Annotated in this window: 13 protein-coding genes and 2 rRNA genes (1 of these 15 only partly in view); 7 read left to right on the forward strand and 8 right to left on the reverse strand. The window is 58.7% G+C overall.

Annotation, left to right across the window (positions count from 1 at the left end):
• The first annotated feature begins 31 nt into the window (after window positions 1-31).
• From V6Z53_RS28460 to V6Z53_RS28470, 3 genes are all read left to right on the forward strand, one after another.
• The gene (locus V6Z53_RS28460) at window positions 32-1,450 is read left to right on the forward strand and encodes a TIGR00366 family protein (RefSeq protein WP_338583038.1); all 1,419 of its coding nucleotides are present in this window, start codon (window positions 32-34) and stop codon (window positions 1,448-1,450) included.
• Window positions 1,451-1,546: 96 nt separating this feature from the next.
• Window positions 1,547-2,719: a hypothetical protein gene (locus tag V6Z53_RS28465; protein WP_338583040.1), complete on the forward strand. Its 1,173-nt coding sequence runs from the start codon at window positions 1,547-1,549 to the stop codon at window positions 2,717-2,719.
• Window positions 2,720-2,864: 145 nt separating this feature from the next.
• On the forward strand, window positions 2,865-3,386 hold the full coding sequence (locus V6Z53_RS28470) for an SET domain-containing protein-lysine N-methyltransferase (protein ID WP_338583041.1): 522 nt from the start codon (window positions 2,865-2,867) through the stop codon (window positions 3,384-3,386).
• A 6-nt stretch (window positions 3,387-3,392) separates the two neighbouring features.
• On the opposite strand, the gene can is transcribed toward V6Z53_RS28470, so the two are convergent.
• A complete protein-coding gene (can, locus tag V6Z53_RS28475; RefSeq protein ID WP_085723977.1) occupies window positions 3,393-4,037 on the reverse strand; it encodes a carbonate dehydratase in 645 nt (214 codons plus the stop codon).
• Window positions 4,038-4,207: 170 nt separating this feature from the next.
• Between can and V6Z53_RS28480 the strand changes: the two genes are divergently transcribed.
• Window positions 4,208-4,612 (forward strand): serine kinase/phosphatase, encoded by a 405-nt coding sequence (locus V6Z53_RS28480; RefSeq protein ID WP_338583043.1) that lies wholly within the window; start codon window positions 4,208-4,210, stop codon window positions 4,610-4,612.
• Window positions 4,613-4,737: 125 nt separating this feature from the next.
• On the opposite strand, the gene rimI is transcribed toward V6Z53_RS28480, so the two are convergent.
• Both rimI and V6Z53_RS28490 read right to left on the reverse strand, forming a co-directional pair.
• A complete protein-coding gene (rimI, locus tag V6Z53_RS28485; RefSeq protein WP_338583045.1) occupies window positions 4,738-5,190 on the reverse strand; it encodes a ribosomal protein S18-alanine N-acetyltransferase in 453 nt (150 codons plus the stop codon).
• Window positions 5,183-5,929: an energy transducer TonB gene (locus V6Z53_RS28490; RefSeq protein ID WP_338586585.1), complete on the reverse strand. Its 747-nt coding sequence runs from the start codon at window positions 5,927-5,929 to the stop codon at window positions 5,183-5,185. Before V6Z53_RS28490 ends, rimI begins: the two co-directional genes overlap by 8 nt.
• A gap of 219 nt (window positions 5,930-6,148) precedes the next feature.
• On the opposite strand from V6Z53_RS28490, the gene mksB reads away from it, so the two are divergent.
• From mksB to mksF, 3 genes are read left to right on the forward strand one after another with little or no spacing between them, the layout of a single operon-like run.
• Window positions 6,149-7,429 carry an Mks condensin complex protein MksB gene (gene mksB / locus V6Z53_RS28495; protein WP_338583047.1) on the forward strand — a complete coding sequence of 427 codons (1,281 nt, stop codon included), beginning with the start codon at window positions 6,149-6,151 and terminating at the stop codon, window positions 7,427-7,429.
• Window positions 7,419-8,120, forward strand: a complete 702-nt coding sequence (mksE, locus tag V6Z53_RS28500) for an Mks condensin complex protein MksE (RefSeq protein WP_338583049.1) — start codon at window positions 7,419-7,421, stop codon at window positions 8,118-8,120. The genes mksB and mksE overlap by 11 nt, the downstream gene beginning before the upstream one ends.
• Window positions 8,117-10,957: an Mks condensin complex protein MksF gene (gene mksF, locus V6Z53_RS28505; RefSeq protein WP_338583050.1), complete on the forward strand. Its 2,841-nt coding sequence runs from the start codon at window positions 8,117-8,119 to the stop codon at window positions 10,955-10,957. Before mksE ends, mksF begins: the two co-directional genes overlap by 4 nt.
• A gap of 69 nt (window positions 10,958-11,026) precedes the next feature.
• Here the strand turns inward: mksF and V6Z53_RS28510 are convergent, their stop codons facing one another.
• The 5 genes from V6Z53_RS28510 to V6Z53_RS28530 form a co-directional block, all read right to left on the reverse strand.
• On the reverse strand, window positions 11,027-13,330 hold the full coding sequence (locus tag V6Z53_RS28510; protein WP_338583051.1) for an MlaD family protein: 2,304 nt from the start codon (window positions 13,328-13,330) through the stop codon (window positions 11,027-11,029).
• The gene (locus V6Z53_RS28515) at window positions 13,323-13,946 is read right to left on the reverse strand and encodes a paraquat-inducible protein A (protein WP_338583052.1); all 624 of its coding nucleotides are present in this window, start codon (window positions 13,944-13,946) and stop codon (window positions 13,323-13,325) included. Before V6Z53_RS28515 ends, V6Z53_RS28510 begins: the two co-directional genes overlap by 8 nt.
• Window positions 13,933-14,592, reverse strand: coding sequence for a paraquat-inducible protein A (locus tag V6Z53_RS28520; RefSeq protein ID WP_338583053.1), 660 nt, complete (start codon window positions 14,590-14,592; stop codon window positions 13,933-13,935). Before V6Z53_RS28520 ends, V6Z53_RS28515 begins: the two co-directional genes overlap by 14 nt.
• A 146-nt stretch (window positions 14,593-14,738) precedes the next feature.
• Window positions 14,739-14,854, reverse strand: a 5S ribosomal RNA gene (rrf, locus tag V6Z53_RS28525).
• A 157-nt stretch (window positions 14,855-15,011) separates the two neighbouring features.
• Window positions 15,012-16,754: ribosomal RNA gene (locus V6Z53_RS28530) — 23S ribosomal RNA — on the reverse strand; it runs 1,149 nt beyond the window's last position.

Raw genomic sequence — 16,754 nt, forward strand, 5'->3', positions numbered from 1 at the left:
CACAACAAACATAAAAATTCGAGGTATTCCCGTGGCCGCTGATATCGAAGATAGCCGCTCCGCCCGCTTTGCCCTGCGCTGCTCAAGCTTTGCCGAACGCTGGTTTCCCGACTCGTGGGTATTTGCCGCCCTCGCGGTGATTATCGTGGCCGTGGCGACCATGGCCATGGGCGCCAAACCCACCGACGCCGCCATGGCCTTCGGTGACGGTTTCTGGAGCCTGATCCCTTTCACCATGCAGATGGCGTTCGTGGTGATCGGTGGTTATGTGGTCGCCAGCTCGCCGCCAGCGGTGAAGTTGATCGATCGTCTGGCGAAGATCCCGAAAAACGGCCGCTCCGCTGTGGCCTGGGTAGCGCTGATTTCCATGGTTGCGTCGCTGCTGAACTGGGGCTTGTCGCTGGTTTTCGGCGGTTTGCTGGTGCGCGCTCTCGCCCGTCGGACAGACCTGAAAATGGACTACCGCGCCGCTGGTGCTGCGGCGTACCTCGGACTTGGCGCCGTTTGGGCCTTGGGCCTGTCGTCGTCCGCGGCACAGTTGCAGGCCAACCCGGCCAGCCTGCCGCCGTCGATTCTGTCGATCACCGGTGTGATTCCATTCACCCAGACCATTTTTCTCTGGCAGTCCGGCGTGATGTTGCTGGCGCTGATCATCATCTCGCTGATCATTGCCTATGCCACCGCACCCGGCCCGAACTCGGCGCGTGATGCCAAGGCTTGCGGCGTCGATCCGGCCTTCAACCTGCCACCGCTGCAACCACGCACCCGTCCCGGTGAATGGCTGGAACACAGCCCGCTGCTGACCATCCTGCTGGTGTTGCTGGCGGCTGGATGGCTGTTCCATGAGTTCTCGACCAAACCGGCGATCAGTGCGATTTCCGGCCTGAACACTTACAACTTCCTGTTCATCATGCTCGGCGCCCTGCTGCACTGGCGCCCGCGCAGCTTCCTCGATGCCGTGTCCCGAGCGGTGCCGACCACCACCGGCGTGCTGATCCAGTTTCCCCTGTACGGTTCGATCGCTGCGTTGATGACCACCGTCAAAGGCGCCGACGCGCAGACCCTGGCTCACCACATCTCGACCTTCTTCGTCAGCATTGCGTCCCACGACACCTATGCGCTGCTGATGGGCGTTTACTCGGCGATTCTCGGGTTCTTCATTCCGTCCGGCGGCGGCAAGTGGATCATCGAAGCGCCGTACGTGATGCAAGTGGCCAACGACCTGAATTACCACCTGGGCTGGGCCGTGCAGATCTACAACGCCGCCGAAGCCCTGCCCAACCTGATCAACCCGTTCTACATGCTGCCGCTGCTGGGCGTGCTGGGGTTGAAGGCGCGGGACTTGATCGGCTTCTCGTTCGTGCAACTGCTGGTGCACACTCCGCTGGTACTGGTGTTGCTGTGGGCGCTGGGCACGACGCTGGCGTATACGCCGCCGGTGATGCCGTAAAAACAAAAGGGGCCGATATTTCTTTCGGCCCCCTCTTTTTGTTCTGTCCGGTCTGTTTCAGTATGGGGTGACATACACGCTGAAAAGGATCTGAGCATGCTAAAACTCGCAGGACTCACCCTCGCGGCCCTCACCCTGAGTGCCACAGCCCATGCCGATATCAACCTGAAGCTGGGCAATACCGAACGTGTTACCCGTCTCTTTGCCTATCCCAACAACTGCAACGTGATCTGCTTTCGCAACTGGTCGCTGGAGCAAACCGTCGAGCATTACCTGACCCAAAGCGTGCTACGCGATGGCTACAGCGACGCGAAGGTGCTGGTCAAAACCGATAACAACCAACTATTTGCCGAAATCACTGGCGTTCCCAGGACCTATGAAAAGCCCTTGGCCGCATTGCTCGACGCCGGCGACCTGGCCTACAACGGCGCGAGCAAACTGAATGCCGACGGTAAGTGGGCCTACAGCTGGTATCTGTTTCTGCCGTTGGGCATGGCGCTGGAAAACCGCAGAAGCGTCGAGCTGCTGCACTTCCCGCCCGACTATTCGCTGACCCAGGCCCAGGATTACCTGAAGTCTGCCACCACCGATCGCTGGGCCACGCTGCTGACGGTCAACGGCGTTCCTGCCGAACAGACGCCGGGCTACCAGACAATCATCGATATCGCCCCGATTGCCGCGCCGTCCAACGCCGGCAAGGATCTCGAAGGCGTCTATGGCTACTTCAAGGACTACCAGACCACGATGGTCAAGCAGGTCAGCCTGAGCGCCAGCGGCGATGCCCTGCCGATGGTCGCTTTCGGCACCCCGGTGCGTAACTGGATCAAAGAACAATACGGGCCGACAGTGAACGTGTTGAGCCTGGTCTACATCAGCCCGAACGAAGGTGTGAAAGTCCCCGTACTGGGCGCCAACCACCCGAGTTACATCTGGTATGCCGCCGACCCGACGAACTATACCGGCAGTGATGCCCAGGCCAAGGCCGATGCGGCGGGCCTGAAAGTCATGGGCCAGGATTTGAGTGCATCGTGCTGGCAAGCCGCTATGGGCCGCGAAACGGACACCAATCCGGATGTCGAGCTGAAAACCTGCACGCAAACCTGGCAAGTCGCGCAGAAAGACAAAACCTGCGAGCTGTTCTACACCTCGATCCGTAACCTGACGCCCCAACAAGCCGCGGGCAAATGCTCGACAGCTGTGGTCCAGACCCAGCTCAAACAGCTCAAGGCGCCAGCACCCGCCGCTGCAAAACCCGCTCCGGCGCTGTAAAACGATGAACGGCGGTCACGCTGTCAGTTATGACAGTAGACCGCCCGTTGTATCTGCGAGAGGCTTGGACTGACCCCCATGTGCTGCAGCGCTGACAGGATCGTCGGCGGACGGAAGTCGCAGCAACGAGCAAACAAGGATCGTTATGAAAGCCAATGCGATGCACAAGTCCCTCGCGCCACCACCCGCGGGCGTTTATCCCTTTGCCGAGCTGCCCCTTCGACTCGGATTTCCTTCCCTTACCGACTTCGAGATCCTGAAGAACGCAGGCAAGCCGGTGGCCGCCGTAGCGTTGCGCGAATTCCCTCGCATCAGTCGAATCTGCCGTGTATCGGGACATTTGTTGCCCTATCGCAGCCGGCACACCCGGCAACTGGCGCCCGGCGTGCATGTCTACGACCCGCGTTTCTGCGGGTTGCTGCGACACTCCTGCGACCCGAATGTCTACCTGGACATGAGTGAGCTGTGGTTATGGGCGTTGAAGGACATTGACAAAGGCGACTGGCTGACGATGGACTACGCCGCCACCGAGGACAAACTGCTGCGCCAGTTTGCCTGTCACTGCGGTTGCTACAACTGTCGGGGCTGGATCACTGGCTACGATGAAGCGCCGAACGCCGACGGCCAGCTGTTTTTGCAACAGTGGCGTCGGCAACTTTTCAGCTGAAGGTTTTTACAGCGGCTCGAAGGGACGCAGGCGGTACTGCGGCGGCAACTGTTCGAAACCACTGATCGTGGCATTCAGGCTTTTCCAGCGACCGTCCTTGATCCCGTAGATGCAGCCATGGATCGACAGGCTCTGCCCACGATGCCAGGCGTTTTGCACAATGCTGGTGTGGCCGACGTTGGCCACTTGCTGGATCACATTGAGCTCGCAGAGGCGGTCGACCTGTTCTTCTTCGGTCGGCAACTTGGCCAGTTCTTCGCGCTTTTCGTAATAAAGATCACGAATCGAACGCAGCCAGCCGTCGATCAGGCCGAACTGGCGATCCTGCATCGAGGCGCGCACGCCGCCGCAGCCATAGTGGCCGGTGACCAGGATGTGTTTGACCTTGAGTACGTCAACGGCGTACTGAATCACCGACAGGCAGTTGAGGTCGGTATGCAGCACCACGTTGGCCACGTTACGGTGGACGAACAGATCACCCGGCAACATGCCGACGATCTCGTTGGCCGGCACCCGCGCATCGGAACAGCCGATCCACAGAAACTCGGGGGTCTGTTGGCGAGCCAGTTTGGCGAAGAAATCAGGATCTTCCTCCTTGATCGCAGCGGCCCAACGCTCGTTGTTATCAATCAGATCTTGTAATTCGTTCATGCTTTGAAGCCTCAAGAATGATGCGCAGCTTTGACAGACAACCGTCCGTCGGGGTCACGCGCGAAATGCACTTACTCTCCTGATGCCTGGTTCATGGCGCTCCATGCCGGTGGAATTCTCGGTAGTCCCATGGGTCCACCCTAGTAAGGCCTACAGTATGAGGAATTGCCATGAATGATTCACGACGTCCCTACGATGCGGTGCAACCGGAACCCGTCGATGACAACGAAGATCGCATGGGCTCGATGCATGAGCTGGATTTCGATGAAGAAGAACCCAGCGCCAAAATCGGTGACGAACTGCCGGACAAGGAGCGCGAGCAATTGATGCCCCGCCACCGCGTGCGCGAAGCCGGCATGACGGGCGCCTCGACCGATGACCACGAATCCACCGATGACGACATGAGCCCTGAAACCCTGATCCGTGAAGACGGCGCCCGGGATGCCCAGGAGCTCGGCGCCGACAACCCGGCCGATTGGGACTTGAGCATTGCCGATGAGGACGACATTGGCGGTGGCAATGGTCTGGATGAGGCGGAGTTGGCGCGGCGTGATCCGCTCGACAGGAAACGTTGATTTTTATCGCCTGAAACATCGCCATCGCGGGCAAGCCTTGCTCCTACAGGTTTTTCATCGTTCACATAAGTTGTGTTCGACATCAAACCTGTAGGAGCAAGGCTTGCCCGCGATGCTTTTAAGCCTCAATCAACCAATGTGCAGGCCATCACTACCGCATCTTCACGCCCACCGACCGCCGGGTAGTAATCCCGACGCCGGCCGATCTCGTTAAAGCCATAGCGCTCATACAACTTGAACGCCGCAGTATTGCTGTCGCGCACTTCGAGGAAACATTCCCGGGCGTCAGCCTTGTAGGCAATCGACATCAAATGCTCCAGCAGCGTCAAACCCAGGCCGCGGCCCTGGTTTTCCGGTTTGACGGTGATGTTCAGCAAATGCGCCTCATCGAGGATGATCTGCACCACACCGTGGCCGACCTGCTGCTGCCCTTCAAACATCAGCCAGATCTGATACTTGCCCAGCCCATCGAGAAAAATCCCGCGAGTCCAAGGATGGCTGTAGGCCGCGTATTCAATCTTCAGAACAGTTTCCAGGTCCGCCTCAGTCATCGGGCGGAACGATACAGCCTCACTCATTTGATTCTTTCCAGCGCGCCATCAGCCGACGCATGGCTTGCCAGACATCAGCCTTACGCTGTGGCTCTTCCATTAATAATTCCAGGCCCGGCAAGGCCCAGACCGAACCCAGGCCTTCGACCTGCAGTTCACGGTTGTAGGATTCGGCATCCGCCTCACCGGCAAAGCGCACCGCCGGCAGGCCGATCAGCCACAGGCAGACGCACGGTGCGTCTTCCAGCCTCGCCGAAAGAAAACCCTGGACGAAATCCCTGGCCGCTTCCGGCCCTTGATCCATGTTGCCCCGCACCAGCAGCGGCCAGCGCACCGGCTCGCCGATGATCTGCGGGCTGTCCGGCAGACCGGCGGCGCGCAGCATGTCCTTGAGCAACAGATAAGCGGGATCACGGGTCTGGAAGGTTTCGCCTGTGGGTAACTCCACCAGCAGCAGGCAACGCCCGGCGCGCAGCAATTGCAGGGCGAAACGCGGCGGCGGTATCGGCGCAGGTTTGGCGACGATCGGCGCCTCTTCGGCTTCCTCGACCGCTTTTGCACCGGAGCGACTGCTGGCCAGTGATGGCCGTGGCACTTCGATTTTCGCCCGTTCGGCGGGTTTGACTACCGGCGCCACAGGCGCTTCAGCCACGGCAACAGGCGCGACCGGCGCGACGACAACCGGCTCGGGCATCTCCAGCAGCTCGGGCCGCGACGGCGCGGCAAAGGGCAATTCGGTGCGCGGCAGCCAGTTGACCACCTGCATGGCGTTCAAATAAGCGCGACGACGGGACTCGATAAGCAAAGGTCGGCCACTTGTGGATAACTAAAGTGTGCTGATTCTACCGCCCTTCGCTCAAGATCGCCCGCTGTTGATCGATGCACTTTACCGAAAAGAAGCCGACAGTCCGTCCCGAGAGTGAATCGCATCGCCTTCGATGCAGTACAATCGCGGCTTTTAATCGCCAACCAGCCGGCCATTCCGATGATCGAACCCAAGCGCGTCTTGCGCGCCCTCGCTGAACACTGGGCACTTCTGGAGCCACTGTGCGAGCACTTCGACCAAGGCACCCTGAGCCTCAACGAATTGCGTTCACAGTTGGCCGCCCAGCAACTCGACAGTACGCCGCAGGACATCACCAGCCTGCTGGACGTGTGGATTCGCCTCGACATTCTGGTTCCCGTGGCGAAAAGCCCGAACCGTTTCGAGCTCAATGCGCAGATTCACGACTTCCTCGCCTATCTGCGCCGTGAACACCGTCTGGGCCTGTGCCTGGAAATCGAAGCCTACCTGCGCCATCTCGAACGTCTGGCCGGTTACATCCAGGACGCCTTCGACATCCGCGACGGCAATGATCTGGCCCGCCAGTTGCGCCTGCTCGACATGCGCGTGCGCGACGTGCTGAAAAAACTCGATAACGACGAACAGGCACTGATAGCCGTCGCCGAACGGGCGAAAACCAGCGACCGGCAGATTCCGCTGCGTCAGCGTTACGCTGAAGTGCTGGCGACCTGGGACGAATATGTCGAGCCGATGATCGATCTGGTGAACGCCGATGGCGCCTTCGAACAAGGCGTGCGCAAGGTCGAAACCGTCCTGCTGAAGATGCTCAGCGAACAGCAGCGCCTCGGCCATCTGGTCGACGACGACATGCTGCTGCGCACCCACGCGCGCATCCTCGAAATGCAGACCAGCGCCCAGCTGACCCTGCGTCACGCCCGCGAACTGCTGCTGCCGCTGCGTGAAGAAGCGCGCCGGCACAACGCCGTGACCCGTGGCGCCGCATTGGCCCTGTCGATGATCCGTCGCAAGGGCCTCGACGCCGTGCCGCAAGCGGCGATGCCGATGTTCACCCGGCCGCAAAGCACCTTCCTCGGCAGCGCCAGTCAGGTCGAGGCCTACGTTTACGCGCTGGCGCGTTTCGAACCGAAACCGGCGCGATTCCCCAAAGCGCACAAAACCCACAAGGGCGGCGATGCCCCGCGCGCGCCTCGCACGGTTAGGGAAATGCTCGAACGTTGCGAAGACGCCCTGCCCATGCCGGACCTGATGACCTGGCTGCTGGAGCAGGAACCGGACGGCGCTACCGACGAATTGCTGTACTGGTTCTCGCGCCTGTCCCGGGAAAAACGCTTCAAGCGCGAGCGTCTGGAACGTCGCGACTACTTCACACACGAGCATCAGGTCAGCCTGCGCTCCTTCGCCCTGCTCTCGGCCGGCGACGATGCCACCGAGAATTCTGCGAGCATCCCACATGCATCTTGATCTATCCGAACTGTCCCAGCTGGCGCCGATCTTTCGCGAGCTGTTCAAGGGTTACCACGTCAGCCGCCGCGATCCGGAGCTGTACGCACAGCTGTCGAACTTTCAGGACCAGTACCGCACGCTGTTCAAGGCCTTGGGCTTTGAGCTGGTCTGTGACACCCGTGGTTTCTACTACTTCGTACCGGACCTCGCAGCGGCGGCGGTGAACAAGACTGCGCAACGTCTGGCGCTGTTCACCTTCATCCTCGTCGAGCACCTGGCCGATCAGGGCCGCGATCCGATCGCCGTGCTCGACGGCGGCAGCCTTGGCCGCGATGAATTGCCGTCGCTACTCGAAAAGTACCGCGACCTGTTCATCCAGGCCGAAGTGCAGACCCAGGACGAACTTGAAGAAAAGATCATGCGCCGCATGACCCAGCTCGGTTTTGCCAGCGAAGAAAACGGCGTCTACCGTTTCCTGCCGCCGATGCACCGATTCCTCGACGTCTGCCTGTCGGTTCAGCAGGACCGTGATCTCGCCGCAAGCTTGCACAGCGTATTACCGCTGCCGGTACCGGTGCTGATCGACGAAGACAGCGACGAAAAACTGCTGGAGACCGACGACCCGCTCGACCTCAGCGAATTCGATGGTGAAAGCGAAGAAGACGCCCTGGCCCGCGCCATCGCCGAAGAACAGGAGCTCGACGCATGAGCAAGGAACGTTACGGCATCCGCCGCTTTGCCCTTCTGAACACCGCCGGCTACAGCCTCGGCCTGTTCCCGCTGGAAGAACCGCTGTCGGTCTACGGCGCGAACAACCTCGGTAAATCCGCCTCGATCAACGCCCTGCAGTTCCCGATCCTGGCGCGCATGTCGGACATGAGTTTCGGCAAGTACAGCCTGGAGCAATCGCGGCGCTTCTACTTTGCCTCCGACACCAGCTACATCCTCGTGGAAGTGAACCTGCCCCACGGTCCGCACGTGATCGGCGTGGTCGGTCGCGGCCCGGGCGGTGGTTTCGGTCACCAGTTCTTTGCCTATGCCGGCAAACTGGATCTGGCTCATTACCAGAAAAACGACACCTGTCTGCGCCAGAAAGAGCTGTTCACCAACCTTGAGCGCGAAGGCCTGAAAGCCTACGAACTCAAGCCGGACGAACTGCGCCGCTTGCTGGTTGGTGGTCACACCTCGATTCCGCTGGACCTGACGCTGATCCCGCTGCGCTCCACCAGCGAACAGAGCCTGAAGACCTTCCGCGCACTGTTCATCAACCTGCTGCACATGCGCGAAATCACTGCGGCCAAGCTCAAGCAGCTGTTCCTCGATGCGTTCGAACACAGCTTGCGCTCCGGTAGCGTCGATTACATTGCCGCGTGCGAAGAAGCCTTCCGCGATGTACGCCGCATGGAGCAGGACTACAACTCGCTGGTCGCCGCCGGCCCATTGGTCGAAGCCCTGGCCAACGGCGTCAAGCAACGCGACATCCTGCGCGGCAAGCTGCACCGGATCTCGCCGCTGCTCGATTCGCTACTGGGCACTTGGTCGGACTACGCCAGTGCGCGCAAGGAAGAGCTGACCATTCAAGCCGAGCATTACCGCAACGAACAAGACGCGCTGCAAAACGATCAGCGCGGCGGTACTCAGGAACTGATGCGTCTGGAGCGGGAAATCACCGGCATCCAACGCTGGCTCGGCGAACTGTCGGTGCTCAAGCATCGCTTTGCGCTGGTCGATGACGTCAAAGTGCTGGAACAGCAACTGCTCGCGGCCAAGGACGCGCACGACGAATTGGCCGGTGCACTGGCCCAGTCGCGGCAGTTCAGCGCGGAGGATCTGGAAGAGCGTCTGCGCGATCTGGAAAAACGCCTGAAGTCGGTCAAGCAGCAACTCGATCACGCCGACAACAACAGCTACGCCCGTCTGCGCGAAGAGTTCTCGCAGCAAGACGTCGAGCGTCTGATGCGCCTGTTCAACAGCGCGCTGTTCAGCCTGCCATTGGGCGAGCACGGCATCACCCTCGACGAGAACGGCGACTGGGTGAAATCCGTTGAACTGATTCTCGACGGTTTCAAAGGCGAGCGTTTCGAAGTGCCGGGCCTGTCGATCGACATCTCGCACATCGAGCCGCCAGCTCTGCAAGCCTTGGCGGACCGCGCTGCCTTGCGCGACCAGAAAGAGCGTCTGGAAAAAGAACTCAAGCAGCTGAAAACCCAGCAAGCCGTGGCCGCCGACCGTGCCGCGAGCAAGACCCAGACCGAAGCGCTGTACCAGCAAGTGCTGGATGCGCAGAAAGCCCTGGAAGACTTCCGTCGCGCGCAAACCTTGAGCGCCGAAGAAGGCGACAAGCTGGAACAACTGGCGCAGATGGAAGCCGCGCAGGATGAGCTTAAGCGCTCCAGCGATGCCTTCACCGAACGCGTCCAGCAACTGTCGGCCAAGCTGCAACTGGTCGGCCGCCAGATCGGTGACATGGAAGCCAAGCAACGCACCCTCGACGATGCCCTGCGCCGTCGTCAGTTGTTGCCGGCAGACCTGCCATTCGGCACGCCGTGCATGGACCCGATCGACGACTCGATGGACAACCTGCTGCCGCTGCTCAACGACTATCAGGACAGCTGGCAAGGCCTGTTGCGCGCCGATGGCCAGATCGAGGCGCTGTATGCGCAGGTCCGCCTCAAGGGCGTGGCCAAGTTCGACAGCGAAGACGATATGGAGCGTCGCCTGTCACTGCTGATCAATGCGTACGCGCACCGTACCGATGAAGCGCTGACACTGGGCAAGGCCCGTCGTGCCGCCGTGACCGATATCGCCCGGACGCTGCGCAATATCCGCAGCGACTACGACAGCCTCGAGCACCAACTGGCGCTGTTCAACCGCGAGATCAACAAGCGTCAGGTCTCCAACCTGCAAAGCTTCCGCATCGTGCTTGCGCCGAATAAGGAAGCGCTCAAGCACATCGACCAGATCATCCACAGCGCCGGTCAATACGAAGAAGGCGAAACCCTGTCGGTGTTCGACCTCAGCCAAAGTGCCGAGCAGGACAACAAGAACGAAGAGGCCAAGGAATACCTGGCGCGGCTGGTGGCGGCAAACCACAACCAGCTCGGCCTCAAGGATCTGTTTGAACTGGCGTTCGAGATCACCAAGGTCAACGGTCAGCCGGTGATCCACACCGACATCGACGGCGCGGCCTCCAACGGCACCACCATGACCATCAAGGCGCTGACCAACATGTACTTGTTGCTGCACTTGATGGACCGCGACCTGGCCGGGCGTGTGCGCTTGCCGTACTACCTCGACGAAGCCGCAGACATCGACGAGAAGAACCAGGCCGCACTGCTGGAAACCAGCCTGCAATTGGGCTTTGTGCCGATCCTGGCGAGTGTGAAGCCGCAAGTCTGCGCCAGTGTCGCCATCGACCTGGAAGGTGGCAGCGGCCCGGCCGGCATCTACATCGACGAGGCGGACTGGAAGTACATCCGTCGTCACGATCAGGTGAAGGCGACGCTCAATGTTGAGGCGGATGAGCCGGAGCTGGATGCAGTCTGAGGTTTGAATCGAAGGCAATAAAAAGGCCGCGTTCCAATGGATCGCGGCCTTTTTCATATCTGCGTGAGCTTACTTGCCGAGAGAAATCTTCGGTGCCCAGGTCAGCCATTCCTCTTCGAACTTGTCGAACAGCGCAAACGTCTGCTCAGGTCTTGCGGGGCTGCCCATGCGCTCGCCATCTGGTGTGGCAAACGCTACACCGCCCTGAATCATGGTTTCCAGCGACTCGGTGCGCATTGTCGCGCCCTTGAATAAGCCGACATCAAAGTCAAAACCGCTGGTGTTCCAGAAGCGAGTTCCACTGCGAACCAGCGGCGCATACTTCGGCTCGATCAGAATGTGGATCAACACGCGGTCTGCGGTCTGGCCCAGTTCATACCCGGTCACCTTGCCGACCGTGATTTCGCGATACGTCACCGGTACTCCGGCTTTCAGCGAGCCACGGCGGGCGGCGCTCAATACGAGACTCAACCCCACTTCGGCCTTGGCCGTTTCAGGCGGAATGGCCAGGGCCACGAAGTTTTTCTGCGGGCCGAGATTCTTCGCTGGCGGCTGCACTTCGATGTATTGCCCGGTCACCAAAGTCTCAAGGTTCGATGTCTTGATCAGCCCCAACTCTGGCTTGACCACCCAGAACTCGCTGCCAACCCGCGCAATACGCTCGGGCACTTCGGTGATGCGTGCGGTCAACAACACAGATTGCAGGTCGTCACTGAGGTCGACGTTCTCGATCTTGCCGACATCCAGTCCCTTGAAGCGAATCGGAGTACCCGTACGCAAGCCGTCGGCGCGATCAACCTTGATCGTGACCACAGCACCTTTCTGGTTGGCCTCTTCATGACTGGCGAACAGGCGGAAACGCGGAATTCGCTTCTGCAACGGCGCCTTGGCTTCCGGCGTTTCAAAGGCAATGCCGCCGGCCATCAGGCTTTGCAGCGACTCGCTTTTGACCTGAATTCCGCCGGTCAACCCGCCGGTCAGCGTGATGCCGCTGGCATTCCAGAACCGCGTGGATGCGTTGACCAGATTTTCGTATTCCTTCTCGATATGGACGCCGATCACTAGCTGCTTTCTTTTGCGCGAGAACTGGTAGCTCTGCACCGAACCGACCTTGACCTGCTTGTAAAGAACCGGGCTACCGACCTCCAGCGAACCGAGGTTTTCGGTGAACAGCACCAGATGCAGGCCCGGCGAACGCAGATCCAGCGGCGGCGCCTTGGGTCGTGCGACAAACTCACGTTGCGGCGCTGCGCCTTTGTCACCAGGGCGCACGGCGATGTAGTTACCTTTGACCAATGCTTCCAGGCCGGTAATACCTGCCAGGGAAATAGACGGTTTGACCACCCAGAACTGTGTACCGTCGACCAGGTAATCCTCGGCTAATGGGTCCAACGTCAACTCGGCGCTGGCACCCGACAGATCCGGATCAACCTTCAGCGCTTTGAGCGTGCCGACCTGGATGCCTTTGTACATCACTGGCGTTCGACCGGCCTGCAAGCCTTCGAAGTCACTGAGTTTGACCTTGACCTTGATGCCCGCCGCAGCGGCATCGAAGTCTTCATAGAGACGGAACGGCAGACTCGGATCGGTGGGCGGGCTGTCTTTGCGGTTTTCCGGTGTGGCAAAGGCAATACCGCCGGCGACGATGCTGGCCAGGGACTCACTTCGCACTTTCACGCCGGACAGATTGGCATCGATGCTGATGCCGCTGGCATTCCAGAAACGTGTGTGTTTGCGCACCAGTTTGGCGTAGGTCGGCTCGATGAAGACCTTGAGCTCGACCGTGCTCTGGTCCTCGGACAGCAGGAAGCTTTTGATCTGACCGACCTTGATCTGCTTGTAGAACACCGGGCTGCCGCGGTTCAGCGAACCCAGGCGATCGGCCTTGATCGTCAGGTGCAAACCAGGCTGTGCGTCAGATAGCGGCGGTTCTTCCGCCAGTGCCTTGAACTTGCGGGTGGGCTCGCCCTCGCCCGGGCTGATGGCGACGTAGTTGCCCGAGACCAGCGTCTCCAAACCGGTAATACCGGCCAGCGTCACGCTCGGTTTGACCAGCCAGAAGCGCGTACTGGTGCGAAGGTACTGTTCGACATCCTTGTTCATCTCGACCGTGGCGATCACGCCCTTGGAACTACCTTCATCATCGAGCTTCAGGGTTTTCACTTTACCGACCGACATGCCTTTGTAGACCACTTCGGTCTTGTTGGCCTGGATGCCTTCACCGCTTTCGAAACGCACCTGAACCTCGATGCCGGTTTCGTTGTAGGCACGCCAGCCGAGCCAGCCGCCGATGATCAACGCGATCAGGGGCAACACCCAAATGGCAGACCAGTTCGAGGCCGGTCGGGTTTTCGCTACAGGCAAATCAGTCATGGTCGTCGTCCGACTCCGTGTTATCCCAAATCAGTCGGGGATCGAAAGTTACTGCGGCTAGCATTGTCAAAATCACCACACTGGCGAACGCCACCGCGCCGAGATTAGCTTCGATACTGGCTAGCCGTCCAAAATTCACAACTGCCACCAGGATGGCGATGACAAAAATATCCAGCATCGACCAACGACCGATGAACTCGATAAAGCGATACATCCAGATACGCTGGCGCGCCGAAAGCGGCTGTCGACGTTGTACGGAAAACAGCAACAGCGCAATGCCCACCAGTTTGAACGTCGGCACCAGGATACTGGCGATAAACACCACGGCCGCAATGGGAATCATGCCGTGCTGAACCAGTTGAATCACACCGGACATGATGGTGCTGGGGTCACCCTTTCCCAGCGAGCTCACGGTCATAATAGGCAGCACATTGGCCGGTATGTAGAGAATGGCGCCGGTGATCAACAAAGCCCAGGTCCGCACCAGACTATTCGGGCGGCGGGCATGCACCAGTGCTCCGCAACGTGTGCAAGCCTGCTCATCGGTATCAGCATCCTGCCTGTTCAATTCATGACATTCCGCGCAAATCAGAATGCCTGCATCAATCGCCCGCATGGGCATCCTCTCCTGATAACGCCTGCCAGATCTGGTGAGGCGACATGACGACCTCCAGCCAGACCTGGATCAGCAACAAACCAATGAAGCACGCCAAGCCAAGGCCTACGGTGATTGCTGCCATATCTGCCAGTTTGACGATCGCTACCAACACGCCCATGAGGTAAACCTCGAGCATCCCCCAATCGCGTAGATGGTGATAAATGCGATAGAGCAACAAGCCATAACTGCGTCCGACATCAAAACGGATGCTCAGCAATACGACCAGCTGGCAGAGCAGCTTGAGCAAGGGAATACCCATGCTGCAGAGGAACACAACCACTGAGACGCTTTGCATACCGGAGTCAAAAAGCGCGACAACACCGCTCCAGACAGTGTCATGCGACGACTGCCCGAGTAGATTGAGCTGCATGATGGGTAAAAAGTTCGCAGGGACGTACAGCAAGAGTGCCGCAATGACCAAGGCAAGGCTGCGCTGTACGACGTTATAGCGATTGGCGTAGAGCTCGTAGCCGCAGCGCGGACACAGGGCTTTCTCGCCATGAGCGAGCTCGGGCTTGCGCATCAGCAAGTCGCACTCATGGCACGCAACCAGATTTTCTAGTGGTAATTCTGACAGCCCTTGAGTGTCAACCGGATCCGGCATAAGCGCTCTGACTCTAAATAGTTGGACCTATTCTAGTGTCCTGGGCCGAAAATAACTGTGCAAAATTTGTGTTGTGACTGATCGCACTTTTCTTTCGCCCAAAACAAAACCCCAACTGCTTTCGCAATTGGGGTTTCGGAATTTAATCTTGACGATGACCTACTCTCACATGGGGAAACCCCACACTACCATCGGCGATGCATCGTTTCACTGCTGAGTTCGGGATGGGATCAGGTGGTTCCAACGCTCTATGGTCGTCAAGAAATTCGGGTACCGAATCGTGGCCAGTTGGCCGCGCTTCAGCAAATTGGGTATGTGACAGCTTTCGGTGTTTTGTCAGCGTCGAACTTTCGGTTCATTGCGTCTTCACACACCGCAATCTGATGCTCTCTCGAGTAGTCAAATTGCTTGGGTGTTATATGGTCAAGCCTCACGGGCAATTAGTATTGGTTAGCTCAACGCCTCACAGCGCTTACACACCCAACCTATCAACGTCGTAGTCTTCGACGGCCCTTCAGGGGACTCAAGGTCCCAGTGAGATCTCATCTTGAGGCTAGTTTCCCGCTTAGATGCTTTCAGCGGTTATCTATTCCGAACATAGCTACCCGGCAATGCCACTGGCGTGACAACCGGAACACCAGAGGTTCGTCCACTCCGGTCCTCTCGTACTAGGAGCAGCCCCTCTCAAATCTCAAACGTCCACGGCAGATAGGGACCGAACTGTCTCACGACGTTCTAAACCCAGCTCGCGTACCACTTTAAATGGCGAACAGCCATACCCTTGGGACCGGCTTCAGCCCCAGGATGTGATGAGCCGACATCGAGGTGCCAAACACCGCCGTCGATATGAACTCTTGGGCGGTATCAGCCTGTTATCCCCGGAGTACCTTTTATCCGTTGAGCGATGGCCCTTCCATACAGAACCACCGGATCACTAAGACCTACTTTCGTACCTGCTCGACGTGTCTGTCTCGCAGTCAAGCGCGCTTTTGCCTTTATACTCTACGACCGATTTCCGACCGGTCTGAGCGCACCTTCGTACTCCTCCGTTACTCTTTAGGAGGAGACCGCCCCAGTCAAACTACCCACCATACACTGTCCTCGATCCGGATAACGGACCTGAGTTAGAACCTCAAAGTTGCCAGGGTGGTATTTCAAGGTTGGCTCCACGCGAACTGGCGTCCACGCTTCAAAGCCTCCCACCTATCCTACACAAGCAAATTCAAAGTCCAGTGCAAAGCTATAGTAAAGGTTCACGGGGTCTTTCCGTCTAGCCGCGGATACACTGCATCTTCACAGCGATTTCAATTTCACTGAGTCTCGGGTGGAGACAGCGCCGCCATCGTTACGCCATTCGTGCAGGTCGGAACTTACCCGACAAGGAATTTCGCTACCTTAGGACCGTTATAGTTACGGCCGCCGTTTACCGGGGCTTCGATCAAGAGCTTCGCGTTAGCTAACCCCATCAATTAACCTTCCGGCACCGGGCAGGCGTCACACCCTATACGTCCACTTTCGTGTTTGCAGAGTGCTGTGTTTTTAATAAACAGTCGCAGCGGCCTGGTATCTTCGACCGGCGTGGGCTTACGGAGCAAGTCCTTCACCCTCACCGGCGCACCTTCTCCCGAAGTTACGGTGCCATTTTGCCTAGTTCCTTCACCCGAGTTCTCTCAAGCGCCTTGGTATTCTCTACCCAACCACCTGTGTCGGTTTGGGGTACGGTTCCTGGTTACCTGAAGCTTAGAAGCTTTTCTTGGAAGCATGGCATCAACCACTTCGTCACCCAAAGGGTAACTCGTCATCAGCTCTCGGCCTTAGAATCCCGGATTTACCTAAGATTCCAGCCTACCACCTTAAACTTGGACAACCAACGCCAAGCTGGCCTAGCCTTCTCCGTCCCTCCATCGCAATAACCAGAAGTACAGGAATATTAACCTGTTTTCCATCGACTACGCTTTTCAGCCTCGCCTTAGGGACCGACTAACCCTGCGTCGATTAACGTTGCGCAGGAAACCTTGGTCTTTCGGCGTGGGTGTTTTTCACACCCATTGTCGTTACTCATGTCAGCATTCGCACTTCTGATACCTCCAGCAAGCTTCTCAACTCACCTTCACAGGCTTACAGAACGCTCCTCTACCGCATCACCTAAGTGATACCCGTAG

It is taken from the genome of Pseudomonas sp. MAG733B, assembly GCF_036884845.1.
Classification (GTDB): Bacteria; Pseudomonadota; Gammaproteobacteria; order Pseudomonadales; family Pseudomonadaceae; genus Aquipseudomonas.